The sequence below is a fragment of the Streptomyces finlayi genome, assembly GCF_014216315.1.
Classification (GTDB): domain Bacteria; phylum Actinomycetota; class Actinomycetes; order Streptomycetales; family Streptomycetaceae; genus Streptomyces; species Streptomyces finlayi_A.
Genome location: NZ_CP045702.1, coordinates 4,051,744 through 4,078,460, shown reverse-complemented (window position 1 = coordinate 4,078,460; position 26,717 = coordinate 4,051,744). Strand labels below are relative to the sequence as shown.

Below are 26,717 nucleotides of genomic sequence, written 5' to 3'. Positions count from 1 at the left end.
GTCGTCCACGACCGCCGCACGGGCCCGCTCGGGCCCGTACGGCGTTTGTGGACAAAGCGGCAGCCGGACGACCCGGCGGTTACGCCTGTACCCGCTCCGCCAGCACGTCCGCGAGAATCCGCGCCGCACGCTCCGCGTCGGCGAACCCGACGTACAACGGTGTGAATCCGAACCGCAGCACGTCCGGCCGCCGCAGATCCCCGACGACGCCCCGCTCGATGAGCGCGCGCATCACCGGCTCGGCGTCCTCGCACCGCAGGGCGACCTGGCTGCCGCGTTCCGCGTGCGCGGCCGGGGTGACCGAGGTGAGCCGGCCCTCCGGCACGTACGCGGCGACGCACTCCAGGAAGAAGTCCGTCAGCGCGAGAGACTTCGCCCGTACGGCGGACACGTCCACCCCGTCCCACACGTCCAGCGACGCCTCGAGCGCCAGCATGGACAGGATGTCGGGGGTGCCGACCCGGCCCCGGACCGAACCCTCGGCGGGGGCGTATCCCAACGTCATCGCGAACGGGTCCGCATGTGACGTCCAGCCGGGCAGCGGGGAGTCGAAGGCCGCCTGGTGGCGCTCGGCGACGTACAGATAGGCGGGCGAACCGGGCCCGCCGTTCAGGTACTTGTACGTGCAGCCGATGGCCAGGTCGACCCCGTGTTCGTCCAGACCGACGGGCAGCGCGCCGGCGCTGTGGCACAGGTCCCAGACGGCGAGGCCGCCCGCCGCGTGCACGGCGGCGGTGAGCCCGGGCAGGTCATGGAGCCTGCCCGTGCGGAAGTCGACGTGGTTGAGCAGGACGACCGCCGTACGCGGGCCGAGCGCGGCCGGTACGTCGGCGGGCGCGACCGGGACGATCCGGTGACCGGTCATCCGGGCGGCGGACTCGGCGATGTACCCGTCGGTGGGAAACGTCGTCGCGTCGACCAGGATCTCGTCGCGTCCGTCCGCCGCGAGGCGGCTCGCGGCGACGACGGCCTTGAAGACGTTCACGCTCGTCGAGTCGCCCACCACGATCTGGCCGGCGGCTGCCCCCACGAGCGGGGCGATGCGGTCGCCGATCCGCTCGGGCGCGGTCCACCAGCCACTCTCGTCCCAGGACCGGATGCGCAGCTCGCCCCACTCGCGGGTGACGACCTCCTGGAGCCGCGCGGGCACATGGCGGGGCAGTGCGCCCAGCGAGTTGCCGTCGAGGTAGACGGTGTCGTCGAGGGTGAACAGCTCGCGGAGCTTGCCCAGTTCATCGGCGGTGTCGAGCGCCGCTGCCTTCTCGGCGAAGGACGTGCCGGCGAAGGGCGGGTCGGCGAAGGTCTCAGACATGGCTGCGGGCCGTCCAGAGCTCGGGGAAGACGTTCTTCGTGGCCCGCTTCTCCAGCCAGGCGACACCGGCCGAACCGCCGGTTCCGGTCTTCGAACCCATCGCACGGCGGGTGGCGACCAGGTGGTCGTTGCGCCAGCGCCAGACCAGTTCACCGACGTCGGTGAGCACCTCACCGAGGCGGACCAGCTCGTCGTGCTGGTCGGGGTTGGCGTAGATCTCCGCCCAGACCGCCTCGACCTCGGGCGAGGGCTCGTACTTCTTGGACAGGTCCCGGCCGAGCACCGACTGCGGCACCGCGTGCCCGCGCCTGGCGAGCAGGGCCAGCGCCTCGTCGTACAGGCCTGGCTCCTGGAGTGCCTTCTCCAGCTCGGCGTACACACGGGGCGCGCCCCGGTGCGGGACGAGCATGGAGGCGGACTTGTCCCCGAGCAGGAACTCCATCCGCCGGTACATCGCCGACTGGAATCCGGAGCCTTCGCCGAGCGCCCCGCGGTAGGAGTTGAACTGGGCGGGGGTGAGTCCGGCCAGCGGGGTCCAGGAGGCGTTCAGCGCCTCCAGCTCCCGCACGGACCGCTTGAGCGCGTCACGCGCCACAGGTATGCGGTCCTCGCGCAGCGCGTGCGCCGCGGTCTCCCACTCATGGACGATGACCGTGAACCACAGCTCCATGACCTGGGTCGTGACCAGGAAGACCATCTCGCCGGGGTCGTCCGAGCGAAGGTGCTGGAGGTGGGTCAGGACATCCGCCTGGACATAGTCCTCGTACGGAGTCGTTCCCGCGAAGTCGAGGTGCGGGGTGGCCGCACCGGTGGCTTCGGGGTCGGGGTGATTCGTCGACATTTCTGTCTCCTCGACACGAGCTTCCGGGTAGCGGTCCGCCCCTTCCGTGAGGAAGTGGAGCTCCGGTCCCCTGCCCGCACATCCTAAGCCGCGACCGGGGGTGCCGTCGCCCGGGAGGCGGCTCACGCGACCGGGCCCCGTGGACGTCCTCGTCGTCCACGGGGCCCGGTGCGGCGCGGGGCGGCTCAGCCCAGGGTGTCGGCGGCGGTCTGCGAGGAGTCACGCAGGAACGTCGAGCAGCGCTCGTACTCGTCCTTCTCGCCGATGTCCCCGGCGGCGCGGGCCAGGGCGTGGAGCGCCCGCAGGAAGCCGCGGTTCGGCTCGTGCTCGAACGGGACGGGTCCGTGGCCCTTCCAGCCGGCGCGGCGCAGGGCGTCGAGGCCGCGGTGGTAGCCGGTGCGTGCGTACGCGTACGACTCGATGACCCGGCCGCCCTCGTACGCCTCGTCGGCGAGCTGCGCCCAGGCCAGCGAGGAGGTGGGGTACTTCGCTGCGACATCGGCGGGCGCCGTGCCGTTGGCGAGCAGCTCGCGCGGCTCCGGGTCGTCGGGCAGATGGGTCGGGGAAGGGCCCCCGAGCAGGTTCTCGTGGATGGACATGGGTTCAAGTGTGCCTGGTGGGACCGGCCCGTGGGGCATCAGCCCGCTTCTCGCTCCGGCACGTCTCGCGTCCGGCGTACGGGCTCAAGGGGCGGGGCCCCGACCCCGCAGTGCACGGTGCACGCCGGCGGGGCCGCCTGCGCCGGGGTCCGCACCGTCGCCCAGGCGATCGCCGCGCCCAGCACCAGCAGCCCCGCCTGGCTCACCGACAAACCCCACGCACGCACACGAACCAGCCCCCTGGCAGCACTCCGCCCCGCCGCATAACGACGGGGCGAAGCAACCAGGCCCGAATTCACCGACAGCGCCCCCAAGGGGTACCGGGCCCACACAACACGTTGGTGCCGACTACTTCAGCTTCGTGCCCGTGGAGCGCAGGTTCGCGCACGCCTCGGTGACACGCGCGGCCATGCCGGCCTCGGCCAGCTTGCCCCAGCTGCGCGGGTCGTACGCCTTCTTGTTGCCGACCTCGCCGTCGACCTTCAGCACACCGTCGTAGTTGCGGAACATGTGGTCCACGACCGGGCGGGTGAACGCGTACTGCGTGTCGGTGTCGAGGTTCATCTTCACGACGCCGTTCTCCAGCGCGGTGGCGATCTCCTCCGCGGTGGAACCGGAGCCACCGTGGAAAACGAAGTCGAACGGAGACGTCTGGCCGTACTTGGCGCCGACACCCGCCTGGAGGTCCTTCAGCAGCTCGGGACGGAGCACGACGTTGCCCGGCTTGTAGACACCGTGGACGTTGCCGAAGGAAGCGGCCAGCAGGTAGCGGCCCTTCTCGCCCAGACCGAGCGCCTCGGCCGTACGCAGTGCGTCGTCGACGGTCGTGTACAGCTCGTCGTTGATCTCGTGCGTGACGCCGTCCTCCTCGCCACCGGTCGGGGTGATCTCGACCTCAAGGATGATCTTGGCGGCTGCGGCCTTGGCGAGCAGCTCCTGCGCGATGGACAGGTTGTCGGCGAGTGTCTCGGCCGAGCCGTCCCACATGTGCGACTGGAAGAGCGGGTTCCGACCCTGGGCGACGCGCTCCGCGGAGACCTCGATCAGCGGACGCACATAGGTGTCCAGCTTGTCCTTGGGGCAGTGGTCGGTGTGCAGCGCGACGGTGACGTCGTACTTGGCGGCGACGATGTGCGCGAACTCGGCCAGCGCGACAGCGCCCGTGACCATGTCCTTGCTGTACTGGCCGCCCAGGAACTCCGCCCCGCCGGTGGAGATCTGGATGATGCCGTCGCTCTCGGCCTCCGCGAAACCGCGCAGTGCAGCGTGCAGGGTCTGGGTAGACGTCACATTGATCGCCGGGTAGGCGAACTTGCCTGCCTTCGCCCGGTCGAGCATCTCGGCGTAGACCTCGGGGGTTGCGATGGGCATCTGTCCGCTCCTTGGGATGTGCGGGTGTGCAGTGCTGGTCCCTGACCTGGGGGCGACGTCATCGTCGCCCCCATCTTCCCAGACTCTCGCCGCGGCTCCACCCGGCCTCCTCCCCTCGGACATGCGCAAGGGCGGGCTGTTTCACGTGAAACAGCCCGCCCTTGTTCGAATCCGCAGGTCAGACCCGGTCCAGGCCTCCACTCGGACCCCGTTCAGGCCAGGTCGAGGTCCGCCACGGAGTAGACGTGGACGTACGGCAGCCCGGCCTCCGCGACAGCGGGAGCGGCTCCCCGCTCCACGATCACGGCGACGGCGACGACCTCGCCCCCGGCCTCGCGCACCGCCTCCACGGCGGTCAGTGGCGAACCACCCGTCGTCGAGGTGTCCTCGACGACCAGGCAGCGACGTCCCTTCACGTCCGTGCCCTCGATCCGGCGCTGCATACCGTGCGCCTTCTGCGCCTTGCGGACGACGAAGGCGTCCAGACTCTTCCCGCGCGCCGCGGAGGCGTGCAGCATCGACGTGGCCACCGGGTCGGCGCCCAGCGTCAACCCGCCGACGCAGTCGTAGTCCAGACCGGCGGTGGCATCCAGCATCACCTGGCCGACCATCGGTGCGGCCTTGCCGTCCAGCGTGATCCGGCGCAGGTCGATGTACCAGTCGGCTTCCAGACCCGAGGAGAGGGTCACCTTGCCGTGCACCACGGCCTTGTCCTTGATCTGCTGGAGCAGCTCAGCGCGTACGTCAGTCATGTCAACGAGGGTAAGCGCTGCCGTCGCCGGTCAGAGCCGCACCCAGCTCCAGGTCGTCGCGATCTCCAGCGGCTCGATCGGGGTGACCAGCCGTGGTGTGGTGTTCAGCCCGTTCGGCGGCCCGGACTGCGGTTCGACGCACACCGCCTCGTCCTGCTCGTCGTAGACGACGACCCACTCGTCGCGGCTCCTCACCGTCAGCTCCAGCTGCTCAGGCCAGGTGAGCTTCACGTCGACGCCGTCGGGCATCCCGAAGCAGTCGTCCCACGGCCCGGGCAGCGGGTCGATCCGGCGGCCGGTCGGCAGGTGGCTCTCGCCGCGCTCCTCCTGCCAGGCGGCGTCGAAGCCGATCCGAACATCCTGACCCCCGAGGTTGCGCAGGAACCACGGGTGCCAGCCCGCCTGCGCCGGAAAGGAGTCCACGTGCGCCTCGACGCCCATCCGGAGCGTCAACGATTCCTCGGCGAGCTCGAAGGTCTGTGTGACCCGGCCCGGGTACGGCCACGGATCGGCCAGGTCGTAGTAGAAGGCCGACTCGTTCTCGGCCTCCCTGGCGGTCTCCCAGGCGGTGTCGCGCCCGGTGCCGTGGATGGCGTGCGGTGGGGAGTTCGGCGGCAGGCTGTGCAGTACACCGCCACTGCGGAACTCCCCGTTCTCGGTACGCCCGCACCACGGCACCATCGGGAAGCAGCCGTACTTCTCCCCCTGGCGCAGCAGTTCGGTGCCACCGATCCGCAAGCTGCCGATCCGGCAGCCATGGGTGGGGTCAATGGTCAACTCGGCGTCGCCGACGGTCAGCCGGACGTTCTTCGCGACTCTGCTCACCCCACGACACTACGTGTGCCGCTACCTACGGCGCCGCAGCGCACGGCTCACAACCACCGCCGAGGCGAGCGCGAGGGCGGCCGCCGGGGCGATCCATCGCAGGGCCGCCGCCGCCCCGCCCGCATCGGGCGAGGGCACGGGCGCGTACCGGCCGCGCGGGGGTGCGTGGTCGACCTCCTCGGTGCTGCGCCCGATCATGGTGCGCCTGGCGTGTGCGGCCTCGGCCGGAGGCTCGTCCGGCACGGTGAACTCGACCTCGGCGCGCGGGTCGAGCGAGGGCGGCGGCACGGGTGCGTCGTAAACGGACCCCTTCCCGGGCTCCGGCTCGTCGCACGAAGCCTCGTCGGAAACGTCCTGTTCATCCGGAGCGGCCTGCTCGTCCGCGGCACCCAACTCGTCTGCAGCGCCCCGCTCGTCCGCAGCGCCCAACTCGTCGGCAGCGGCCTCACCAGCCGCCTTCGCCGCCACCCCCGCTGCCGCCTCCGCCGCCTCAGCCTCCGCGTCCCTCTCCCCCGGCGCCGCCGCCAGCGACTCCGTCACCAACTGCTGCGTGAAGCGGTCCAGCAGGCGGTGGGCCGCCGCCAGGGCCGCCGCGTCCTCCAGGTCCGCGATGCGGCCGTCACCGCCCGCCGTGCCGGCGAACCCGATCGTCGTACCGCCGTCGGTCTCCGTGAGCGTGAGCGTCAGAGCCAGCTTCGCCGAGCCCGTGCCCCGGGCCTCCACGCCCTCCCCCGCCACGGAGAAGGTGTCACCGTCCCGGCCGGCGAGCTGCAGCGCACCCCGGTACGTGATCGTGTGACCGCCCACCCTGACCTTCAGGCGCCCGGCCAGCGGGCCCGCAGACGCCTCGGCATCCTGTTGGAGTCCCGGCACACACCGCGCGACCCGGGCAGCATCGCCCAGCGTCCGCCGCAGGGACAGGACCGGAACCGGAACGAACACCTCATGCTCCATGGAAGCCGAGCCTACTCAGCCCCGGCCACCACGTCAGCGCTTCCCGCCTTCCGCATGCCCGCGCTTCCGCGTCCCGCACGGCCCCGTCACGGTTCCTCCCCATAACGCGGGTGCACCAGCGTCGACGGCGCCTGCCCCCGCGGCCGTACGCGCTCCGCGGCCACGCCCGCCTTCCGCAGCTCCCGCTCCCCCAGCGACCGCAGCTCCGGGGCGGCGGGGTCCAGGGCAAGAGCCGGCACGGTCCGTCGTGAGGCCAGGACGAAGCCCCAGTCGCGCGGTTCCCGCGTCTGCTCCGTGACCCGGTCCGGACCGGCCGCGAATCCGGTGCCCCTGCCGGTGACCCGGTACGGGCGCGTCGACAGGCCGCCCGCACGCACGGAGGCCTCCGCCGTCCAGAACGACCGCGGTCTGACACCCACCGGCCCGGCGTGCACCACCAGACGCCCGCCCGGCGCGAGGGCCTCTCCGGCCAGCCCGTAGAACTCCGCGGAGTACAGCTTCGTGCTCGCCGTGATTCCCGGGTCCGGCAGGTCCGCCACCACGACGTCGTAGGAGCCCCGCGCCGCACGCATCCAGTCGAACGCGTCCTCATCGACCGTGCTGAGCCGGGGGTCTTCGTACGCGTACCCGTTCAGCTCGGAGAGCGCGGGGTCCGTCCGGGCCAGTCGGGTGACGGCCGGGTCCAGTTCGACGACCGTGACGGTCCGCACCCCCGCGTACCGCAGGACCTCGCGGGCTGCCAGGCCGTCGCCGCCGCCCAGGATCAGCACCCGCCCGTGCGGCCCGCGCATCGCCGGATGCACCAGGGCCTCGTGGTAGCGGTACTCGTCGCGGGCGCTGACCCGCAGCCGCCCGTCCAGATAGAGGTCCAGGGACTCCCGCCCCTCCCCGGTGAGAACGACCTCCTGCACCTCGGTCTGGACGGCGACCCGCACCCGGTCCCCGTAGACCGCGCGCCGGGCGGCGCGCTCGAAGTCGTCGACCAGCACCGTGGCCGTGGCCAGCAGCGCGATCACCGTGATATTGGCGAGGACCAGCAGCCATCGCGACCGGGAACTCAGATCCCGCCGGAACAGCCACAGCACCAGCGCCCCGCCGGCCGCCGCGTTGACCGCACCGGTGAACAGCGCCCCGGTGAGCTGCCCCAGCATGGGCAGCAGCAGGAACGGAAAGGCGAGCCCGCCGACGAGCGCGCCCACGTAGTCGGCGGCGAAGAGGTCGGCGACGGCCCCGCCCGCGTCCTGCCGGTCGACGCGCTGGATCAGTGTCATCAGCAGCGGGATCTCCGCGCCGATCAGTACGCCGATCGTCAGCGAGAACCCGACCAGGGCGTGTCGCGACTCCCCGAGCCACGCGAACGAGGCGTACAGCACGAGCGCCGACGAACCGCCGACGAGCGCGAGGGCCGCCTCGATGAGTCCGAACCCGACCGCCGCATGGCTGCGCAAACGTTTCGCGAGGAGCGATCCGATCCCCATCGCGAACACCATCACGGAGAGCACGACGGAAGCCTGCGTGACCGAGTCACCGATCAGGTACGAGGCGAGCGCGACCAGCTCCAGCTCGTACACGAGACCGCAGGCGGCGCAGATGAAGACAGTGGCCAGCACGAGGAACCGTCCGGTCCCCGGCCGTACGGGAAGCCGCTCGGCGACCCCTCGCAACGGCACCTGCTGGTCGATCACAAAACGAACGCTACGTCACGAACCGGTCGCCGCTTGTCACCCACACGGGTGCAAGTGAGGCATGGGCGCATCCCGGATCCGGTCCCTCACTCCGGAGGCGGTCGGAGTTCCCGTCAGGGTTCCGGTCAGAGCGCCGGGGTCGGCACCCGCACCCCCACCCGGGTGCGCGTCACCACCAACTGCCCCTCCTGCGGGTACGCGTGCCAGGTACGCCACCGCACCTGCCCCTCGGCCTGTTGCGCCAGCAGCGCGGTGAAGGCGTGCGGACTGCCGGGAAACGTCCCCGCCAGTCCGTGCGGATGATCGGCGACGAGCGCGAGCAACTCCTGTGCGCGGCCCGCGAACGCGCCTTCGGTGAGCGTCTCGACCCGCGCCGCGAATTCGTACTCCCAGTCGCCGGACCGCTTGGCGACACCGAGAGGCAACGGGGTACTGCTTCCGGGGATACAGGCAACGGTCTCCGAACAGGTGCCGCGATCCTCCTCCAGGAGGACCTGATGGGAAGCGCCGAGCAGCCTCAACTGCAGTTTCGCCTGCTCGAACTGGAGGTCGAGGACGGCGAGGGCGGGCAGCGGCTCCCGTCCGAGGGCCCAGGCCAGGTCGGCGGCGCGGGTGTCGGAGTAGGCCGTATGAAGGGTCGTGAGCATGGTTCGGCTCCGCAAACACACATGGACACATGGACAGGGGGCGCCCCCTGGCGATGCGCGTGGGGGAGGGAAACGCCCGATCAGGTCCAACTGGGGTCCGAGGGCTGAATGTTCTCTGCGAGGAGGGAATCACGAAGTACGCCGCACCCACAGCGTTTTTGCCCAACTTGACGTGGTTTCCATCCCCCAGGGGGCAGCACGCTCAACTGTTCAGTCGATTCTCTCCGCGTGGCTCAACAAAAAGGAGTCCGGCGGGAGTTCACCCACCGGACGCCTCCGACTCGCTGGGCCCGCCGACGGACCGGTTTCCCGTTGTCAGCTGCCTCCGCCGCAACCGCCCCCGCCACCGCCACCGCCACCGCACGACGAGCTGCCGCTCCCGCACGAGAAGTCGCCGCCGGACCCAACCGAACCGCCACCACCGCCGCCTGCTCCTCCGGCAGCCCGGCGACGCCTCGACGCCTTCCCCCCGGGCACCGGCCTGCCTCCCCGGACGACCGCGACGACCACGCCGCCGACGGCCACCACGACGGCGATCCCGACCAGCACCCCTATGAATGTCTCCACGGACCTCAACGCCTTTCCGTCCCCCGAAGCGAGGTCACCCCGCTCCCTGTTGTGACAGGGGGATTCCCTCGGCCTCCCCGCGCCAAAGCCGACTTGAGCAACTCCAGAGCTTCGGCACGGAGAGCTCGGCACAGGAGGGCTTCGGCGGCAGGATGGCAGCCATGACACAGGGACGACCACTGCTCAACCGCCGGCTCACCGAGTTCGGCACGACCATCTTCGCGGAGATGTCCGCGCTGGCCGCCAGGACCGGCTCGATCAATCTGGGCCAGGGCTTCCCCGACACCGACGGCCCCGACGAGATCCGCGAAGCCGCGGTCCGCGCCTTGCGGGAGGGCAAGGGAAACCAGTACCCGCCCGGCCCGGGGGTTCCGGAACTGCGCGCCGCGATCTCCGAGCACCAGCAGCGCTTCTACGATCTGCCCTTCGACCCCGAAACCGAGGTCCTGGTCACCGCCGGCGCCACCGAGGCCATCGCCGCCACCATGCTGGCGCTCCTGGAGCCGGGCGACGAGGTGATCGCCTTCGAACCCTTCTATGACTCCTACGCCGCCTGCATCGCCATGGCCGGCGCGAAGCGCGTGCCGCTCACTCTGCACGCCCCGTCCTTCCGCCCGGACCTGGACGAGCTTCGGGCCAAGATCACTCCGCAGACCCGCCTCCTGCTCCTCAACACCCCGCACAACCCGACCGGGATGGTCCTCTCCGCCGAAGAGCAGGACGCCATTGCCGCACTCGCCGTCGAGCACGACCTGCTCGTTGTTACCGACGAGGTGTACGAGCACCTTGTCTACGAGGGCACGCATCGCCCCATCGCGGCCCTCCCCGGCATGCGCGAGCGCACCGTCTCCATCTCATCCGCAGGCAAGACCTTCTCGTTCACCGGATGGAAGGTTGGCTGGGTCACGGCGAACGGCCCGCTCGTCGCAGCGGTCCGAACCGCCAAGCAGTACCTGACCTACGTCAGTTCGGGGCCCTTCCAGTACGCGATCGCCGAGGCCCTCCGACTGCCTGACTCGTACTTCGACGGCTTCCGCGCCGACCTGCGACGCAAGCGCGACCTGCTCGGCGACGGGCTGCGCGCGGCCGGGTTCGAGGTCTACCAGCCCCAGGGCACGTACTTCATCACCGCCGACATCACCCCCTTGGGCGAGAAGGACGCCTACGCCTTCTGCCGCGCCCTCCCCGAACGCTGCGGCGTCGTCGCCATCCCCAACTCCGTCTTCTACGACGACCCCGACGCCGGCCGCAGCCAGGTCCGCTTCACCTTCTGCAAGAGGGACGACGTTCTCGACGAAGCCACGAGCCGCCTGCAACGCCTCGCGTCCTGAACTGCGCTCCCACCAGACAGCGCAAGGAACAGCCGGGACGCCGTGGTCAGGTTCTCCTCGGCGCGCTCTGCGTATATGGCCGTGGTCAACACCATGTCGGGCGCGTCTCGGTGCGTGACACGCAGGCATCCCAGGGCGGCGGCCCTGGCAGCGACAGCCTTCGGGTTCCGCGACAGATCGGTGAACGAGACAGACTCCGATTCGAATGCCAAGGGTGCGATCGAGGTCCTGACCGATGCGGTCAGCCGTCTGAAGACGCTCACGCGCTGAGCGCCCCGGACAGCGGTCCGGCCCGGTGCGGCGGCCTCTCGGGCGCCGCACCGGGCCGGGCCGGGCGTCGTGATCAGGCTTCCGGCGACTCGGTGTCGTCCGGCTTGCCCTCGGCGGACTCCAGGCCGAGACGCTCCACGAGCCACTTGTCGAACTCGATCGAGGCCCGCACCCAGCTGACCGTGGAGGAGACGAAGTGCTCCAGGCTGACGCCCGTACCGATGAGCATCTGCGCCTCACCGATCAGCCGCACGGACGCCTCGGCGCCCTCCTCGGCCTCGTGGGCGTGCGTGTAGACCTTCGGCCACAGGGTGCGGCGGTTCCAGTCGTCGATCGCGTCGAGGAGCACGGGACGCAGGCCGATGGCGTGCGGGCGGTCGTAGAACGTACGCACCGAGAAGACCTGCTGCTCGTCCTCGCCGCGGAACATGAAGTACGTGCGGAATTCCTCCCACGGCGCGGCGAGGTCACCCTCGTCGTCGACGACGAACTTCAGCTCCATCTGCTCGAGCAGCTGCTTGACGAGGTCCTGGTCAGGGACGACGGGGCCAGCGGGTCCCGCCGCCTGCGGATCGGGCTGTCCCCCGAAGTTGGGAATCGAGGACGGGTCGATAGACATCGCCGGTTACTCCTGTGGATCGCGCGTGGTTGCCTGACTTTGCCTTCGACCCTAACGTCGAATGACGCCCATTGGTCCTACGCCCTGAGGGGAATCGTTCCCGTGCCTGTCCCCCGGGCCTTCGACCAGGCAAGGGCTGCCAGGACGGCACAGCCCGTACCGCGAGCCCGGCGCATGCGCAGAGCACCGGGCACGGCCTTGCGCGCAAACGCGGGTCCCCGGCGGGGAACGTGGGACTCCCGGCCGGGGACCTGCCTTCCGGAGTGTTCTACAGGGACTTCGCCGCGGACGCCGGACCCACGACCAGCCCGTCCCCGACCCGGTCCACCCGCACCGTGTCGCCGTCCGTGATCTCGCCCGCGAGGATCTCCTTGGCGAGCCGGTCGCCGATCGCCGTCTGGATGAGGCGGCGCAGCGGCCGTGCCCCGTACGCCGGGTCGTTGCCCTTCTCGGCCAGCCACGCCAGGGCGTCCGGTGTGACGTCGAGGGTGAGCCTGCGGTCGGCGAGGCGCTTGGCCAGGCGGCCGATCTGGAGCCCCGCGATGTGCGAGAGCTCTTCGCCGGACAGCGCGGAGAAGACGACGAGGTCGTCGAGCCGGTTGAGGAACTCCGGCTTGAACGAGGCGCGTACGACATCCAGGACCTGCTGCTTCTTCACCTCGGGCTCGATCAGCGGGTCGACCAGGAACTGGCTGCCGAGGTTGGACGTCAGGACCAGGATCGTGTTGCGGAAGTCGACGGTGCGGCCCTGTCCGTCGGTGAGGCGGCCGTCGTCGAGGACCTGGAGCAGGATGTCGAAGACCTCGGGGTGGGCCTTCTCGACCTCGTCCAGCAGGATCACGCTGTACGGGCGGCGGCGCACCGCCTCGGTGAGCTGACCGCCCTCCTCGTACCCGACGTACCCCGGAGGGGCGCCGACGAGCCGCGCGACGCTGTGCTTCTCGCCGTACTCGCTCATGTCGACGCGGATCATGGCCCGCTCGTCGTCGAACAGGAAGTCCGCGAGCGCCTTGGCCAGCTCGGTCTTGCCGACACCGGTCGGTCCGAGGAAGAGGAACGAGCCGGTGGGACGGTCGGGGTCGGCGATTCCGGCCCGGGTACGGCGTACCGCGTCCGACACCGCCCGCACGGCCTCCGTCTGTCCGATCAGCCGCTTGCCGAGCTCCTCCTCCATGCGCAGCAGCTTCTGTGTCTCGCCCTCCAGGAGGCGTCCGGCCGGGATGCCGGTCCAGGCGCCGACGACGTCCGCGATGTCGTCCGGGCCGACCTGGTCCTTGACCATGGTGTCCTTGGCGGCTTCCTGCTCCGCCTCGTCCGCCTCGGCCAGCTCCCGCTCCAGGCCGGGGATCTCCCCGTAGAGCAGCTTGGACGCGGTGTCGAAGTCCCCGTCGCGCTGGGCACGCTCGGCCTGGCCGCGCAGGTCGTCGAGGCGTTCCTTCAGCTCACCGACACGGTTGAGCCCTTCCTTCTCCTTCTCCCAGCGGGCCGTGAGGCCGCGCAGCTCCTCCTCCTTGTCGGCGAGGTCGCGGCGGAGCTTCTCCAGTCGCTGCTTGGACGCGGGGTCTGGCTCGTTCTTGAGCGCCAGCTCCTCCATCCGCAGCCGGTCGACGGCGCGCTGGAGTTCGTCGATCTCCAGGGGTGAGGAGTCGATCTCCATGCGGAGCCGGGAGGCGGCCTCGTCGACCAGGTCGATGGCCTTGTCGGGCAGGAAGCGCGAGGTGATGTAGCGGTCGGAGAGGGCCGCGGCGGCGACCAGCGCGGAGTCCGCGATGGAGACCTTGTGGTGCGCCTCGTACCGGCCCTTGAGCCCGCGCAGGATCGCGATGGTGTCCTCGACGGAGGGCTCGGCGACCAGGACCTGCTGGAAGCGGCGCTCCAGGGCGGGGTCCTTCTCGATCCGCTCGCGGTACTCGTCGAGCGTGGTCGCGCCGACCATGCGCAGTTCGCCGCGGGCGAGCATCGGCTTGAGCATGTTGCCCGCGTCCATCGCGGAGTCCCCGCCGGCGCCGGCCCCGACCACGGTGTGGAGTTCGTCGATGAAGGTGATGATCTGGCCTTCGCTCTCCTTGATCTCGGAGAGGACGGTCTTCAGCCGCTCCTCGAACTCGCCGCGGTACTTGGCGCCGGCGACCATCGCACCGAGGTCGAGCGAGACGAGCCGCTTGTTCTTGAGGCTCTCGGGAACGTCGCCCTTGACGATGCGCTGGGCGAGCCCTTCGACGACGGCGGTCTTGCCGACGCCGGGCTCACCGATGAGCACGGGGTTGTTCTTCGTACGCCGCGACAGCACCTGGACGACGCGACGGATCTCCTGGTCCCGGCCGATGACGGGGTCGAGCTTGCCCGCCCTGGCCGCGGCCGTGAAATCCGTGCCGAACTTCTCCAGGGCCTTGTACTGACCCTCCGGGTCGGGTGTGGTCACCCGTCGCCCTCCCCTGCTCTTCTCGAACGCGTCCAGCAGCTTCTTCGCACCGGCACCCTTCTGGGTGAGGATCTCACCGGCGCGGCCGCCCTTGGACGCGATGCCGATCAGCAGGTGCTCGGTGGAGAGGTAGTCGTCGCCGAGCTCCTTCGCGCGCTGTGCGGCGTCGGCGATGACGGCCAGGAGCTCGCGGTTGGGCTGCGGGGGCGCGACGGTGGAGCCGGTGACGCTCGGCTGGGCCCCGAGGAGCCGTTCGGCCGCTTCGCGTACGGCCACCTGGTCGGCCTCGACGGCCGCCAGCAGGTCGGTGATGTTCTCGTTGTCCTCGCCCGAGAGCAGGGCGAGCAGCAGATGTCCAGGAGTCAGGTCGGGGTGCCCGTCCTTCACGGCCCGGTTGGTGGCCGCGTTGAGGGCGTCCCGGCTCTTGTTGGTCAGCTCGGCGTCCACGTGCGCTCTCTCCTCCGTGCGATGGGCGGTATGCCGTGTCGGTCGTTAATAAAGTTGAGCGTACTCCGCTCAAGACGAAAACGGGACCGCCACCCGGGCCCGTTTCGAGTGAACCGCCCGCCACATGGCCCCGCCACCGCACCACGGCGTCCCGGCTGCCTACGCTTGGACCATGCACGATGTACGCAGTCCCAGCCCCGAGTACCTCGCCTTCTGGCGCGAGCGCCACGTATGCACGCTGACGACGCTCCGCCCCGACGGCACCCCGCACGTGGTGCCCGTCGGCGTGACGTACGACCCCGAGGCCGGGCTCGCCCGGGTCATCACGAGCAAGGGCAGCCGTAAGGTCGCCAACGTCCTGGCCGTCGCGCCGGGAAAGGCACGGGTCGCGGTCTGCCAGATGGAGAAGGCGCGCTGGGCGACGCTGGAGGGCGTCGCGACGATCCGCACGGAGCAGGACGTCGTCGACGACGCGGTACGCCGTTACGCGCAGCGCTACGAGCGCACACCGAGGCCCAACCCGGAACGGGTCGTCATCGAGATCGCCCTGGACCGGGCACTCGGAAGAGTCTGAACCGCCCCGGCGTCATGGCCCCGGGCAGCACAACGGCGCCATCGTGTTCAGGTCACGATGGCGCCGCTGTGTGGGGGAAGCGCCTGAACGATATGGAACGACGGGGGTCGTTCAGGCACTGCGGGGGGTGGCGGAGATGGCTTCAGGTTCGAACAGCTCGTGGTCCCGCTGATCGAGATTGACGAAGATCATGCCGTACCTCACGGCACAGCGGACCGGTTGCGGAGCACCCCGGGGCCGGCGAAGACAGCGATAGGCGCGGACGTCCTCGCCCTCTTCCATCACGACGACGATCGGCTCACCGAACAGGGTGACCATCACCGAGTCACCACGGCGGGGGAGTGCCGTGAGCAGATCGATGAAGTGCCACCCGGAGCGATAGGCCGTGGCCATCTCGCGCCGGAAGGTGCGGTCGTCCGGCGGGGTGGTCATGCGCCGGACCCGCGCTTCGGAACGGTGTCCCAGGCCAGATCGGGCGGCAGTGCCGAACTGGTGGCTCCGTCGGTCGTCCTGGCCGGTGCGCTGTCCCACGCCAGATCCGGCGGCGGCGCGGCCTGGGCGTAGGAGTTCGACGCCCCCGCGGGCCCGCCTCCCCAAGCCGGACCCAGGGCACTCATCGCCCCGAATGTCAGCCCGGCGGAGAAGGCCGCGGCAAGCACCGAGCGAAGCATTCTGTTACCCATAGTTGGCTTCGTCCTCACTTCCAAGGTTTCCTCTCCCCCGCATGACAAGACGATTGCTCATCCAGGCACGTCAATGCCACAGAACCGATGCATCATGTTCCTGCTGATGCATGTTCCTGGGGGGTGGAGAATTGACTACAAACGGTGCAAACGTGACACATCCACACCCTGTCAGTTCCCTGTGCGACGAAGGAGCGCGGCTGTACGCAAGCGCGCTCAGCGTAGGCAAGATCGCGCGGACCGAGGTAGGCCTCGCTCCATGCCTGCTGGAGTTCGCCCTCCTGCACCCCGACCCGGACGACCCGACATGGCTCCGTCCCGTACCGCCGTCGGCGGCTCTCACCCAGCGCCTTCACCCCATCGAACGGGAGATCCAGGACCGCCGTCGCCTTTCGGTGGAGCTCACCGAAGCCTTCGAGCCTTTCATGGCCATCAGCGCGCAGACGCCGCCGATCACCCATGCGATCACTGTGCTCGAAGGCATCGACCGGATCAACGCCTCGATCGAACTCGCCCTGACCGAGTGCCGGTCGGAGGTCCTCACGATCCAGCCGGGCGGCGGGCGCAGCGAGGACGCGCTCAACACCGCACTGGAACGCGGGAGCATGCTCACCCAGCGCGGTGTGAGCATGCGGACGCTCTACCAGCACACCGTCCGCCACAGCCACGGGACCCTCAACTACGCGGCCCGCATGGCGGAGGGGAAGGTGGAGATACGCACGCTCGAAGAGCTCATAGAACGCCTCATGATCTTCGATCACACGGTCGCCTTCATACCCGCCACCGACGACCGCCGCGTGGCACTCGAACTGAGGCACCCCGGCATCGTCGAATACCTCGTCAAGGTGTTCGACCAGTTCTGGCAACGCGCCGTCCCCCTGCAGGAACCGATCCCGTACGACCCCAGCCCCTCGGGCATCTCCGGCGTACAGCACTCCATCGCCAAGCTGCTCATCGAGGGCCACGTCGACGAGGCGATCGCCCGCCGGCTGGGTATGAACGTACGCACCTGCCGCTCCCACATCGCCAAGCTGAGCACTTCACTCGGCAGCAACAGCCGCGCCCAACTCGGCTACCTGATCGCCCGGTCAGGAATCCTGGACCAGCATTCCTGACCGGGAGAGTTCCCGGCTCCCCCGACGGGTCCTGATCCATCTCGACGACGGATCGCCCGCGCCGAACTCGCCCCCGCTCCCTGCCTCCAGAGATGCTCTGGGCGCAGGCCACTCCCTTCGTGAGCAGCTTCCGGCCACCGCCCCCGGCATCCTCACAGCCGTCCAGCACAAGCTCGGCACCAGCGTCCATACCTGCCGCGCCCGCATCGCACCCATCTGGGCGCGCTCCTCGTCCAGTCGGGCCTGGTCGAAACCGTGGGCGCGCCCACGCAGGAGGCCCGCCACCCGGAACGAGCCGGGTGACGGGCCTCCTGAGGGACGGCGCCGCTAGGTCCTGTCTGGAGTTCCCCCGCGGCGTCGCGGCGTCCGGCACCGCCGCCTCCGGCGTTGTCGTCAGTCGCGAGGGCTCCGCCATCGCTCCCTCCTCCGCCTTGGATTCGACGGCACCGGACGCCGCTCCTTCTCCCGCGCTGGAACTCCAGACAGAACCTAGTCCGTGACCCGCTTGGGCCTGGGACGCCACACCACCAGCGCACTCGCCTGCTGCACGTCCTGGTAGGGGACCAGGTCGCGGCGGTACGAGGCGTGCACCTGGGCCTCGCGTTGCTGCATGGCCACCGCCGCCCCGTCGACCGCGGCGGAGAGTTCGGCGACGCGCTGCTGGAGCGCGGCGACCTGGTTCTCCAACTCGATGATGCGCTTGATACCGGCCAGGTTGATGCCCTCGTCCTGCGACAACTGCTGCACCGTGCGCAGCAGTTCGATGTCGCGGGCCGAGTAGCGCCTGCCGCGCCCGGCGGTGCGGTCCGGAGAGACCAGGCCGAGGCGGTCGTACTGGCGTAGCGTCTGCGGGTGCAGGCCCGAGAGCTGGGCCGCGATCGAGATCACGTACACCGGTGATTCGTCGGTCAGCTGGTACGGGTTACGTCGACGGCCGTCCACCTCAAGCTCCCTTCGCAGCCTGGAACAGCTCCGCCCGCGGGTCCTCCTCCGCGGTCGCCTTCCGGTATGCCTCCAGTGCCTCCCGGGCCTCGGGTGCGAGGTCCTTGGGCACTGCCACCTCCACGGTGACCAGCAGGTCGCCGCGGGTGCCGTCCTTGCGGACGGCGCCCTTGCCGCGGGCGCGCATCGTACGCCCGTTGGGGGTGCCGGCCGGAAGCTTCAGGGTGACCGGGGGGCCGCCGAGCGTCGGGACCCTCACCTCGCCGCCGAGTGCCGCCTCCGTGAAGGCGATCGGCACGGTGACCGTGAGGTTGTCGCCCTTGCGGCCGAAGACGGGGTGGGCGTCGACGTGGACGACGACGTACAGGTCGCCGGCCGGTCCGCCGCGCTCACCCTGACCGCCCTTGCCGCGCAGCCGGATCCGCTGGCCGTCCAGGACGCCCGCGGGAATCCTGACCTGCATGGTGCGGGCCGACTTCGCCCGTCCGCTGCCCTTGCAGACCTCGCAGGGGTCCTCGGCGATGAGGCCGCGGCCCTTGCAGTCCACACAGGGGTCGGTGAGCGAGAAGCCACCGCCGCTGCCGCGCGACACCTGTCCGGTGCCGACGCAGGTCGGACAGACCCTCGGGGTGCCGTTCTTGTCGCCGGTGCCCGAACACGCCTTGCAGGGAGCCTGGCTGGACATCCGCAGCGGGACCGTGGCCCCGTCGACCGCCTCGGTGAAGCTGAGCGTCACCTCGGACTCGATGTCCTGACCGCGCCGGGGCTGCACACGGGTACCGGCGCCGCCGCGGTTGAAGAGGCCGCCGAAGACGTCTCCCAGACCGCCGCCGCCGCCGCCGAAACCGCCCGCGCCGCCGGGCTGACCGCCGCCCGGGGCGCCTCCGAAGAGGTCGCCCAGGTCGAAGTTGAAGTTGCCCCCCGCGCCGCCGGGACCCGCCCGGTAGCCTCCGCTGCCGAAGAGCGCGCGGGCTTCGTCGTACTCCTTGCGCTTCTTGCTGTCGCCGAGGATGTCGTTCGCCTCGGAGATCTCCTTGAAGCGCTCCTCCGCCTTGGCGTCACCCTTGTTGGCGTCCGGGTGGAACTCGCGGGCGAGCTTCCGGTACGCCTTCTTGACCTCGGCGTCGGTGGCGTCCTTGGGGACGCCGAGAACCTTGTAGTAGTCCTTCTCGACGAAGTCCTTCGTGCTCATCGACGTCCCTCCTTCCGGACGATCGGCCGAGGAGCCCGCCCTGGGGCCGGGCTCCTGGCCGGTCGGTGTGCACCGAGGTGGTCGGACTGAATGTCAGACCTCCTCCGTGCCACCGCTCTCCTCGTCGTCTGTCTGCTCTTCCTTCGCCGCCGACGTGGCACCGGGCTGCGGCTCGGCCACGGCCACCCGCGCGGGGCGGATGGTGCGCTCGCCGATGCGGTACCCCGGCTGCAGGATCGCCACGCAGGTGTCCTCGGTGACGTCCGGCGCGTACGAGTGCATCAGGGCCTCGTGGATCGTCGGGTCGAAGGGCTCGCCCTCCTTGCCGAACTGCTGGAGGCCCAGCTTCGCGACGACCGTCTCGAGCGATTCGGCCACCGACTTGAAGCCGCCGACCAGCTCGCCGTGTTCCCGCGCGCGGCCGATGTCGTCGAGCACGGGCAGGAGCTCGGACAGGAGACCCGCGACCGCGATCTCCTTGACCGTGACCCGGTCCCGCTCGACGCGACGACGGTAGTTCTGGTATTCGGCCTGGAGCCGCTGGAGATCGGCCGTACGCTCGTTGAGCGCCATACGGACCTGGTCCAGCTGCGCTGTCAGACCCGCGGTCTGTACTGAGTCCCCGGCCGGGGACGCTTCCTCCTCCGGAGAGGGGGTGGCGTCCTTCGGCTCAGCTCCGTCAGGGGTGGTGTCGGAGGGGACGTCAGGCTTCTCCTCGAAGCCCGGAGTCTCCTCGGTCACACCGCACCGCCCTTGGAGTCCTTCTCGTCGTCGACGATCTCGGCGTCGACGACATCGTCACCGTCGGCCTGACCGGCGCCCGGAGCGTCCGCACCCGGCGTCGCACCCTCGGACTGGGTGTTGGCGTACATCGCCTGGCCCAGCTTCTGGGAGACGGCCGCGACCTTCTCGGTGGCGGTACGGATCTCGGCGGTGTCCTCGCCCTTGAGCTTTTCCTTCAGCTCGGTGAGGGACTCCTCGACCTCCGTCCTGACGTCGGCCGGAACCTTGTCCTCGTTGTCCTTGAGGAACTTCTCCGTCTGGTAGACGAGCTGCTCGCCCTGGTTACGGGACTCGGCGGCCTCGCGACGGCGGTGGTCCTCGTCCGCGTACTGCTCGGCCTCTTCGCGCATCCGGTTGACCTCGTCCTTCGGCAGCGAGGAGCCACCGGTGACGGTCATCTTCTGCTCCTTGCCGGTGCCGAGGTCCTTGGCAGCGACGTGCATGATGCCGTTGGCGTCGATGTCGAACGCGACCTCGATCTGCGGCACACCACGCGGGGCCGGCGGCAGACCGGTGAGCTCGAACATCCCGAGCTTCTTGTTGTACGCCGCGATCTCGCGCTCGCCCTGGTAGACCTGGATCTGCACGGACGGCTGGTTGTCCTCGGCCGTCGTGAAGATCTCGGAACGCTTGGTCGGGATCGTGGTGTTGCGCTCGATGAGCTTGGTCATGATCCCTCCCTTGGTCTCGATACCGAGGGACAGCGGCGTGACGTCGAGGAGCAGGACGTCCTTGACCTCGCCCTTCAGGACACCGGCCTGGAGCGAGGCGCCGATGGCGACGACCTCGTCCGGGTTCACACCCTTGTTGGCGTCCTGACCGCCCGTGAGCTCCTTGACGAGCTCGGCGACGGCCGGCATACGGGTCGAGCCACCGACGAGAACGACGTGGTCGATCTCGGAGAGCTGGATGCCCGCGTCCTTGATGACGTTGTGGAACGGGCTCTTGCAGCGGTCCAGAAGGTCCGCCGTGAGCTGCTGGAACTGGGAGCGCGTGAGCTTCTCGTCCAGGTGCAGCGGGCCCTCGGCCGACGCCGTGATGTACGGCAGGTTGATCGTGGTCTCCGTGGAGGAGGACAGCTCGATCTTCGCCTTCTCCGCGGCCTCGCGGAGACGCTGGAGAGCCATCTTGTCCTTGGACAGGTCCACGCCGTGACCGTTGGCGAACTGCTTGACCAGGTAGTCCATGACGCGCTGGTCCCAGTCGTCACCACCGAGGTGGTTGTCACCGTTGGTGGCCTTCACCTCGACGACGCCGTCGCCGATCTCCAGGAGGGACACGTCGAAGGTGCCGCCACCGAGGTCGAAGACGAGGATCGTCTGGTCGTCCTTGTCGAGTCCGTACGCCAGCGCGGCGGCGGTGGGCTCGTTGACGATACGCAGGACGTTGAGGCCCGCGATCTCACCGGCCTCCTTGGTCGCCTGACGCTCGGAGTCGTTGAAGTACGCCGGGACGGTGATGACCGCGTCGGCCACCTTCTCGCCGAGGTAGGACTCCGCGTCACGCTTCAGCTTCTGCAGGATGAAGGCGCTCATCTGCTGCGGGTTGAAGCTCTTGCCGTCCAGGTCGATCTTCCAGTCAGTGCCCATGTGGCGCTTGACGGAGCGGATGGTCCTGTCGACGTTCGTGACCGCCTGGCGCTTGGCGACCTCGCCGACGAGCACCTCACCGTTCTTCGCGAAGGCGACGACGGACGGCGTGGTCCTGGCGCCTTCGGCGTTGGTGATGACGGTGGGCTCGCCGCCTTCCAGAACGCTCACGACGGAGTTAGTCGTGCCCAGGTCGATGCCGACCGCACGTGCCATTTCGGTTCCTCCAACTAAATACTTGAGTGGATCTGACTCAAGGATGCATGACACTCGCCCCAGAGTCAACGGACCTGAGTCGATCAGACTCAACTAACGTGCTCACACTCCGGCTGACCAGTGAGTTTTCCCACCCAGCCCTCCGCACACATCCGCGCACCGCGCGCCCCGCGAGGCGACACCCGCCCCCTCCAGCGCGCCACACACCCCCACCCACCATCGCACCGTGGGATCGTTCTGTCACAAAATGGCCGTGAGCCGGTCAAAACCGGCACACCACCGATCCCCCGGGCAGGTGCGATGCGGAACGCGAACCGGACTGCGGTACGAACCAGGGCCCACGCCCCTTCACGGACGGCCAGGACCGTCAAGACGGCCAGGACGGCCAGGACGGCCAGGACGGCCAGGAACGCCAGGACGAAGGCAACGGCGAAGGCGGTCGCGGCCTTCGTCCGTACGGTGAAGCGCGCCGTCACCTTCGCGGCCTGGCGCGCCGCCGCCCGGCCGACGGCCAAGCGGCTCCTCGACCTCACGCTCGGCACGGCCCTCCTCGCCCTCGCCTCCCCCGCGCTCGCCCTCGGTGCCCTCGCGCTCGCCGTACGACGCCCCGCCGGTGGCGTACTGGCACGTGAACAGCGGACCGGCCTCGACGGCCGGACCTTCGAGCTGCGCTCCCTGCGCACCCGCCACTGCCGCCTCGACCTGCTGTCCCGGCTGCCCCACGTCGTAAGGGGAGAGCTCTCACTCGTCGGTCCCGCGCCGCTCGCGCCGGGCGACCCCAGGACCGAGGGGCCCGGGGCCAGGCGCTGGCGTCAGGAGCTGCGGCCGGGCCTGACGGGGCTCGCCCAGGTACGGGCGCGCTCCGGGATGCCCTGGGACGAACCGGCCCTGCTCGACCAGCACTACGCCGAGCACCACTGGATGGGGCTCGACCTGGCGATTCTGGCCGAAGCGGTACGCCTTCCCCTGCGGGCGGCCCTGCGCGCCGTCCTGTACCGGTTGCCGCGCGGCGGCAAGGGCGGCCTGAGCGACGCAGATCACCGCCTGCCCGGCTACAGCGTGGCGGAATAAGTGGATAGTGTCGTCACAGACTCATTAAGTTACTGCTTAGTAATCCATAATCATTGGTGTAACCCAACCCCTCGCAGGCCCGAGGAGCCCCCAAATGCAACTCGCCGCGATCATCGTGTCGCTGGTCATCACGGTGGTGGCCGTCGCGCTTTTCGGCCGCGCCATCGCGCAGATCTACCGCTTCGTGCGACTCGGTCAGCCCGTACCCGCGGGCACCCGCACGGGTGACCCCACACAGCGCACCATCACGCTGGCCAAGGAGTTCCTCGGCCACACCCGTATGAACCGCTGGGGCATCGTCGGCTTCGCGCACTGGTTCGTGGCGGTGGGCTTCTTCTCGCTGCTGCTCACGATCGTCAACGCCTTCGGCCAGCTCTTCCAGGCCGACTGGCTGATCCCGTACATCGGCGACTGGCTGCCGTACGAGATCTTCACCGAGTTCCTCGGTCTGATGACGGTCCTGGGCATCGTGACCCTGATCGTGATCCGTCAGCTGAACCGGCCGGGCAAGGCCGGCCGCAAGTCCCGCTTCGCGGGCTCCAAGACCGGCCAGGCGTACTTCGTCGAGGCCGTCATCCTCATCGTCGGCGTCTGCATCATGACGCTGCGCGGCCTCGAGGGAGCCCAGCACCACGTGACCAGCTGGGAGCCGGGCTTCTTCGCCTCGTACCCGCTGGTCGCCGCCTTCGACGGGCTGAGCCTCGGCACGCTCCAGCAGATCACCTACGCCGTCGCGGCACTCAAGATCGTCACGTCCTTCACCTGGATGATCACGGTCTCGCTCAACACCAACATGGGTGTGGCCTGGCACCGCTTCCTCGGCTTCCCGAACATCTGGTTCAAGCGGAACGCCAACGGTTCGGTCGCGCTCGGCCCGCTGCAGCCGATGACCTCGGGCGGCAAGGAGATCGACTTCGAGGACCCGGGCGAGGACGACGTCTTCGGCGTCTCCCAGGTCGAGCAGTTCTCCTGGAAGGGCATCCTCGACTTCTCCACGTGCACCGAGTGCGGCCGCTGCCAGTCGCAGTGCCCCGCCTGGAACACCGGCAAGCCGCTCTCCCCGAAGCTCCTCATCATGTCGCTGCGCGACCACGCGCACGCCAAGGCCCCGTACCTGCTCGCAGGCGGCGGCAAGGACATGGAGGGCAACGAGAAGGCCACCCCCGAGCAGCTCAAGGACGTCCCCGCCTCGGCACTCGCCGAGGCCGAGCGCCCCCTCATCGGCACCGCCGAGGAGAACGGCGTCATCGACCCGGACGTCCTGTGGTCCTGCACCAGCTGCGGCGCCTGCGTCGAGCAGTGCCCGGTCGACATCGAGCACATCGACCACATCGTCGACATGCGCCGCTACCAGGTGATGATCGAGTCCGCGTTCCCGTCCGAGGCGGGCACGATGCTCAAGAACCTGGAGAAGAAGGGCAACCCCTGGGGTCTTGCCAAGAAGCAGCGCGTCGAGTGGACCAAGGAAGTCGACTTCGAGGTCCCGATCGTCGGCAAGGACGTCGAGGACCTCTCCGAGGTCGACTACCTCTACTGGGTCGGCTGCGCAGGCGCCCTCGAGGACCGGGCGAAGAAGACCACGAAGGCGTTCGCCGAACTCCTCCACATCGCGGGCGTGAAGTTCGCGATCATGGGCGGCGACGAGAAGTGCACCGGCGACTCGCCCCGCCGCCTGGGCAACGAGCCGCTGTTCCAGCAGCTCGGCCAGGAGAACGTCGCGATGCTGAACATGGCGTTCGGTGAGTCCCTCGACGAGGAGGGCGGGGTGGACGAGTCGACGAAGAAGCCCAAGTCGTCGAAGAAGATCGTCGCCACCTGCCCGCACTGCTTCAACACCATCGCCAACGAGTACCCGCAGCTCGGCGGCGAGTACGAGGTCATCCACCACACGCAGTTGCTCCAGCACCTGGTGGACGAGGGCAAGCTGATCCCCGTGACCCCGGTCGAGGGCCTGATCACGTACCACGACCCGTGCTACCTGGGCCGTCACAACAAGGTCTACACGCCCCCGCGCGAGATCATCGCGAGCGTTCCGGGTCTGCGGAACGAGGAGATGCACCGCCACAAGGAGCGCGGCTTCTGCTGCGGTGCCGGTGGTGCCCGGATGTGGATGGAGGAGCGGATCGGCAAGCGCATCAACAACGAGCGCGTCGACGAAGCCCTCTCCCTCAACCCGGACATCGTCTCCACCGCCTGCCCGTTCTGCCTCGTCATGCTGACCGACTCGGTCAACGGCAAGAAGAACGAGGGCCAGGCCAAGGAGTCGATCCAGGTGGTCGACGTCTCGCAGCTGCTGCTCGAGTCCGTGAAGACCCCGGCGGACCCGGCGGGCGAGCCGGAAACGGCGGACGCACCGGAGCCGGAACCGGCGAAGTAGCCCACAGCGTCCTACTCGCTGTCGTACGGACAGAAGCGGCCGGACCTGCCTCGGGGGCAGGACCGGCCGCTTCCGCGTGTGACCCCGCTTCCGCGTGTGACCGCTTCTGGGTGTGACCCCGGACATGTACGGGATCACACATCTGGAGCATCATGTGGGCCGAACACTTTCGAACGCGTCGGCACCGCCCCGCCCCGCCCCCACATCCCGACGCATATCGCGCACCACGTGGCGAACACCACGCGGCGCAGACCACGACGGATGAGGGACTCCCGTGCGGACACGCATCACACCGCCCCTGCCGAGATCCACGACCGGGTCCACCGCCAGGTCCACCGCCGCGCTCGCCGCCGGCGCCGCCTGCCTGCTCCTCCTGACCGCCTGCGGCAGCCCCTCCTCGGCCAGTGACCCCTCGTCCGCACCCACCGCGGCGACGGGCAAGAACGGCGACGCCCCGCCCAAGGCACTCGCCGGTACCGCCGACATTCCCCGCGTCCCGGTCCCGCGCGGCAAGGGAAGCCGTACGGCCGACGACTTCAACGGCGACGGAAACCGCGACCTCGTCATCGACGACCTGGTGAAGGCCCCGCAGGACAGCCACGGCGACGACGTGGGGATCGGCGTCGTCTACGGCTCCGGGGACGGCGGCCTCGACCCTGCGGCGCGCCAGCTCCTCAGCGCTCGGACGCACGCGGCCAAGTCCGGCGACACACTCCCGGTCGCGTTCGACGCCCAGGCGGCCTGTGACCTCGACGCCGACGGATTCACCGACCTGGTGGTGGCCACGGACCCCCCGTACAACGGCATCGGCCGGCCGCCCATACCGCTCCAGGTCCTCTTCGGCTCCCCCGAGGGCCTGACCGGCAAAGCCGTCACCCTCCGCATCCCCGACAGGGCCCGGTTCGGCAACGAATGGCCCGACCACCCGGTCTGCGGCGACTTCGACGGCGACGACCGCACCGACCTCGCCGTCACGGCGGGCGAGGGCCGGATCAGCTACCTCCGGGGTCCGTTCACCCGAGCCGGAGCCCCGCGCGCCGCCGCGTCCCTGCCGGGCGGCGGCCCGTACCTCGCCGCCCCGGAGCCCCGCGCCGACACGAACGGCGACGGTTACGACGACCTCGTCCACTCCGCCAAGCCGCTCCGGCCGGGCACAGCCGCCACGGCCACCCTCCTGCTCGGTTCCGCGACCGGTCCGGCCCGCCCGGGGGGCACGTACCGCGTCAAGGCCCCGGCGCACGGTGTCCCGACGGCTCCGGTCCGCAGCGGCTCGGGACCCACGGAGACGACACTGCTCCGTTACGCGGACTTCGACGGCGACAAGAAGCCCGACACCGCCGTCCGCACGTACCGCGGCGAGGAGACGGACCTGATCGCCCTGTACCCGTCGACAACCCCGGACCGCCCGCGCCTCACGTTCAGCACGGCCCTGTTCCTGCCCTGACGCTGCCCTGAGTTCACCCCTGGTGGCCCCTTAGTGGATGTCACAGCTCGGCCGCAAAGCCGGGCGGGTTCCCCCGGCTCCCCCACCAC

General features: G+C 69.7%; 23 protein-coding genes and 2 pseudogenes. 6 read left to right on the top strand and 19 right to left on the bottom strand.

The window, feature by feature from the left end:
• Positions 1-79: 79 nt before the first annotated feature.
• The 10 genes and pseudogenes from kynU to F0344_RS18845 all read right to left on the bottom strand — a co-directional run bounded on the left by kynU (position 80) and on the right by F0344_RS18845 (position 8,986).
• The gene (gene kynU, locus F0344_RS18890) at positions 80-1,312 is read right to left on the bottom strand and encodes a kynureninase (protein ID WP_185299904.1); all 1,233 of its coding nucleotides are present in this window, start codon (positions 1,310-1,312) and stop codon (positions 80-82) included.
• Complete coding sequence (locus F0344_RS18885) at positions 1,305-2,153, bottom strand: tryptophan 2,3-dioxygenase family protein (protein WP_185299903.1); 849 nt, start codon at positions 2,151-2,153, stop codon at positions 1,305-1,307. The genes kynU and F0344_RS18885 overlap by 8 nt, the downstream gene beginning before the upstream one ends.
• 185 nt (positions 2,154-2,338) lie before the next feature.
• Positions 2,339-2,752 carry a DUF3151 domain-containing protein gene (locus tag F0344_RS18880; protein WP_185299902.1) on the bottom strand — a complete coding sequence of 138 codons (414 nt, stop codon included), beginning with the start codon at positions 2,750-2,752 and terminating at the stop codon, positions 2,339-2,341.
• A 38-nt stretch (positions 2,753-2,790) separates the two neighbouring features.
• Positions 2,791-2,949, bottom strand: a pseudogene (locus F0344_RS18875) (MFS transporter); the annotation flags it as partial.
• 151 nt (positions 2,950-3,100) lie between these two features.
• The gene (gene fbaA, locus F0344_RS18870) at positions 3,101-4,123 is read right to left on the bottom strand and encodes a class II fructose-bisphosphate aldolase (protein ID WP_185299900.1); all 1,023 of its coding nucleotides are present in this window, start codon (positions 4,121-4,123) and stop codon (positions 3,101-3,103) included.
• Positions 4,124-4,335: 212 nt separating this feature from the next.
• Entirely contained in the window at positions 4,336-4,875 is a 540-nt protein-coding gene (pyrE, locus tag F0344_RS18865) for an orotate phosphoribosyltransferase (RefSeq protein ID WP_185299899.1), read from the bottom strand.
• A 30-nt stretch (positions 4,876-4,905) separates the two neighbouring features.
• On the bottom strand, positions 4,906-5,700 hold the full coding sequence (locus tag F0344_RS18860; RefSeq protein ID WP_185299898.1) for an aldose epimerase family protein: 795 nt from the start codon (positions 5,698-5,700) through the stop codon (positions 4,906-4,908).
• Between the two features lie 21 nt (positions 5,701-5,721).
• Positions 5,722-6,654, bottom strand: a complete 933-nt coding sequence (locus F0344_RS18855; protein ID WP_185299897.1) for an SRPBCC domain-containing protein — start codon at positions 6,652-6,654, stop codon at positions 5,722-5,724.
• Positions 6,655-6,740: 86 nt separating this feature from the next.
• A complete protein-coding gene (locus F0344_RS18850; RefSeq protein WP_185299896.1) occupies positions 6,741-8,339 on the bottom strand; it encodes a polyamine aminopropyltransferase in 1,599 nt (532 codons plus the stop codon).
• 125 nt (positions 8,340-8,464) lie between these two features.
• Positions 8,465-8,986, bottom strand: a complete 522-nt coding sequence (locus F0344_RS18845; protein ID WP_185299895.1) for a DUF2617 family protein — start codon at positions 8,984-8,986, stop codon at positions 8,465-8,467.
• 719 nt (positions 8,987-9,705) lie between these two features.
• Between F0344_RS18845 and F0344_RS18840 the strand changes: the two genes are divergently transcribed.
• Positions 9,706-10,884 (top strand): pyridoxal phosphate-dependent aminotransferase, encoded by a 1,179-nt coding sequence (locus tag F0344_RS18840; RefSeq protein ID WP_219732142.1) that lies wholly within the window; start codon positions 9,706-9,708, stop codon positions 10,882-10,884.
• Positions 10,885-10,901: 17 nt separating this feature from the next.
• Here F0344_RS18840 and F0344_RS36555 read toward each other — a convergent pair.
• From F0344_RS36555 to clpB, 3 genes and pseudogenes are all read right to left on the bottom strand, one after another.
• Positions 10,902-11,105: pseudogene (locus F0344_RS36555) on the bottom strand (prevent-host-death family protein); the annotation flags it as partial.
• Positions 11,106-11,227: 122 nt separating this feature from the next.
• Entirely contained in the window at positions 11,228-11,773 is a 546-nt protein-coding gene (locus F0344_RS18835; protein WP_185299893.1) for a type III secretion system chaperone family protein, read from the bottom strand.
• Between the two features lie 268 nt (positions 11,774-12,041).
• Positions 12,042-14,642 carry an ATP-dependent chaperone ClpB gene (clpB, locus tag F0344_RS18830; protein ID WP_185299892.1) on the bottom strand — a complete coding sequence of 867 codons (2,601 nt, stop codon included), beginning with the start codon at positions 14,640-14,642 and terminating at the stop codon, positions 12,042-12,044.
• A gap of 172 nt (positions 14,643-14,814) precedes the next feature.
• Here clpB and F0344_RS18825 point away from each other — a divergent pair, with 172 nt between their 5' ends.
• The gene (locus tag F0344_RS18825) at positions 14,815-15,216 is read left to right on the top strand and encodes a pyridoxamine 5'-phosphate oxidase family protein (RefSeq protein WP_185299891.1); all 402 of its coding nucleotides are present in this window, start codon (positions 14,815-14,817) and stop codon (positions 15,214-15,216) included.
• A 111-nt stretch (positions 15,217-15,327) separates the two neighbouring features.
• Here the strand turns inward: F0344_RS18825 and F0344_RS18820 are convergent, their stop codons facing one another.
• Positions 15,328-15,648, bottom strand: a complete 321-nt coding sequence (locus tag F0344_RS18820) for a (2Fe-2S)-binding protein (RefSeq protein ID WP_185299890.1) — start codon at positions 15,646-15,648, stop codon at positions 15,328-15,330.
• Positions 15,645-15,833 (bottom strand): hypothetical protein, encoded by a 189-nt coding sequence (locus F0344_RS18815; RefSeq protein ID WP_185303038.1) that lies wholly within the window; start codon positions 15,831-15,833, stop codon positions 15,645-15,647. Before F0344_RS18815 ends, F0344_RS18820 begins: the two co-directional genes overlap by 4 nt.
• 176 nt (positions 15,834-16,009) lie before the next feature.
• Between F0344_RS18815 and F0344_RS18810 the strand changes: the two genes are divergently transcribed.
• A complete protein-coding gene (locus tag F0344_RS18810) occupies positions 16,010-17,014 on the top strand; it encodes a helix-turn-helix transcriptional regulator (RefSeq protein WP_185299889.1) in 1,005 nt (334 codons plus the stop codon).
• A gap of 489 nt (positions 17,015-17,503) precedes the next feature.
• Here F0344_RS18810 and F0344_RS18805 read toward each other — a convergent pair whose 3' ends face one another.
• The 4 genes from F0344_RS18805 to dnaK form a co-directional block, all read right to left on the bottom strand.
• Positions 17,504-17,956 carry a heat shock protein transcriptional repressor HspR gene (locus tag F0344_RS18805; RefSeq protein ID WP_185299888.1) on the bottom strand — a complete coding sequence of 151 codons (453 nt, stop codon included), beginning with the start codon at positions 17,954-17,956 and terminating at the stop codon, positions 17,504-17,506.
• Between the two features lies 1 nt (position 17,957).
• Positions 17,958-19,148, bottom strand: coding sequence for a molecular chaperone DnaJ (dnaJ, locus tag F0344_RS18800; RefSeq protein ID WP_185299887.1), 1,191 nt, complete (start codon positions 19,146-19,148; stop codon positions 17,958-17,960).
• 93 nt (positions 19,149-19,241) lie between these two features.
• A complete protein-coding gene (grpE, locus tag F0344_RS18795) occupies positions 19,242-19,889 on the bottom strand; it encodes a nucleotide exchange factor GrpE (RefSeq protein ID WP_185299886.1) in 648 nt (215 codons plus the stop codon).
• Positions 19,886-21,736 carry a molecular chaperone DnaK gene (gene dnaK, locus F0344_RS18790; protein ID WP_185299885.1) on the bottom strand — a complete coding sequence of 617 codons (1,851 nt, stop codon included), beginning with the start codon at positions 21,734-21,736 and terminating at the stop codon, positions 19,886-19,888. Before dnaK ends, grpE begins: the two co-directional genes overlap by 4 nt.
• A gap of 300 nt (positions 21,737-22,036) precedes the next feature.
• Here dnaK and F0344_RS18785 point away from each other — a divergent pair, with 300 nt between their 5' ends.
• The 3 genes from F0344_RS18785 to F0344_RS18775 all read left to right on the top strand — a co-directional run bounded on the left by F0344_RS18785 (position 22,037) and on the right by F0344_RS18775 (position 26,628).
• Complete coding sequence (locus tag F0344_RS18785; protein ID WP_185299884.1) at positions 22,037-22,807, top strand: sugar transferase; 771 nt, start codon at positions 22,037-22,039, stop codon at positions 22,805-22,807.
• 94 nt (positions 22,808-22,901) lie between these two features.
• The gene (locus F0344_RS18780; protein ID WP_185299883.1) at positions 22,902-25,184 is read left to right on the top strand and encodes a (Fe-S)-binding protein; all 2,283 of its coding nucleotides are present in this window, start codon (positions 22,902-22,904) and stop codon (positions 25,182-25,184) included.
• Between the two features lie 274 nt (positions 25,185-25,458).
• Positions 25,459-26,628, top strand: coding sequence for an FG-GAP repeat domain-containing protein (locus F0344_RS18775; protein WP_185299882.1), 1,170 nt, complete (start codon positions 25,459-25,461; stop codon positions 26,626-26,628).
• Positions 26,629-26,717: the final 89 nt, after the last annotated feature.

Coding starts and splice junctions, on each gene's coding strand:
- F0344_RS18825 (WP_185299891.1), top strand. CDS start 14,815: ATGCACGATGTACGCAGTCCCAGCCCCGAGTACCTCGCCTTCTGGCGC.
- fbaA (WP_185299900.1), bottom strand. CDS start 4,123: ATGCCCATCGCAACCCCCGAGGTCTACGCCGAGATGCTCGACCGGGCG.
- F0344_RS18880 (WP_185299902.1), bottom strand. CDS start 2,752: ATGTCCATCCACGAGAACCTGCTCGGGGGCCCTTCCCCGACCCATCTG.
- F0344_RS18780 (WP_185299883.1), top strand. CDS start 22,902: ATGCAACTCGCCGCGATCATCGTGTCGCTGGTCATCACGGTGGTGGCC.
- F0344_RS18840 (WP_219732142.1), top strand. CDS start 9,706: ATGGCAGCCATGACACAGGGACGACCACTGCTCAACCGCCGGCTCACC.
- kynU (WP_185299904.1), bottom strand. CDS start 1,312: ATGTCTGAGACCTTCGCCGACCCGCCCTTCGCCGGCACGTCCTTCGCC.
- F0344_RS18785 (WP_185299884.1), top strand. CDS start 22,037: ATGCGGAACGCGAACCGGACTGCGGTACGAACCAGGGCCCACGCCCCT.
- F0344_RS18855 (WP_185299897.1), bottom strand. CDS start 6,654: ATGGAGCATGAGGTGTTCGTTCCGGTTCCGGTCCTGTCCCTGCGGCGG.
- F0344_RS18845 (WP_185299895.1), bottom strand. CDS start 8,986: ATGCTCACGACCCTTCATACGGCCTACTCCGACACCCGCGCCGCCGAC.
- dnaJ (WP_185299887.1), bottom strand. CDS start 19,148: ATGAGCACGAAGGACTTCGTCGAGAAGGACTACTACAAGGTTCTCGGC.
- pyrE (WP_185299899.1), bottom strand. CDS start 4,875: ATGACTGACGTACGCGCTGAGCTGCTCCAGCAGATCAAGGACAAGGCC.
- F0344_RS18820 (WP_185299890.1), bottom strand. CDS start 15,648: ATGACCACCCCGCCGGACGACCGCACCTTCCGGCGCGAGATGGCCACG.
- F0344_RS18835 (WP_185299893.1), bottom strand. CDS start 11,773: ATGTCTATCGACCCGTCCTCGATTCCCAACTTCGGGGGACAGCCCGAT.
- F0344_RS18810 (WP_185299889.1), top strand. CDS start 16,010: ATGTTCCTGGGGGGTGGAGAATTGACTACAAACGGTGCAAACGTGACA.
- dnaK (WP_185299885.1), bottom strand. CDS start 21,736: ATGGCACGTGCGGTCGGCATCGACCTGGGCACGACTAACTCCGTCGTG.
- F0344_RS18815 (WP_185303038.1), bottom strand. CDS start 15,833: ATGAGTGCCCTGGGTCCGGCTTGGGGAGGCGGGCCCGCGGGGGCGTCG.
- F0344_RS18885 (WP_185299903.1), bottom strand. CDS start 2,153: ATGTCGACGAATCACCCCGACCCCGAAGCCACCGGTGCGGCCACCCCG.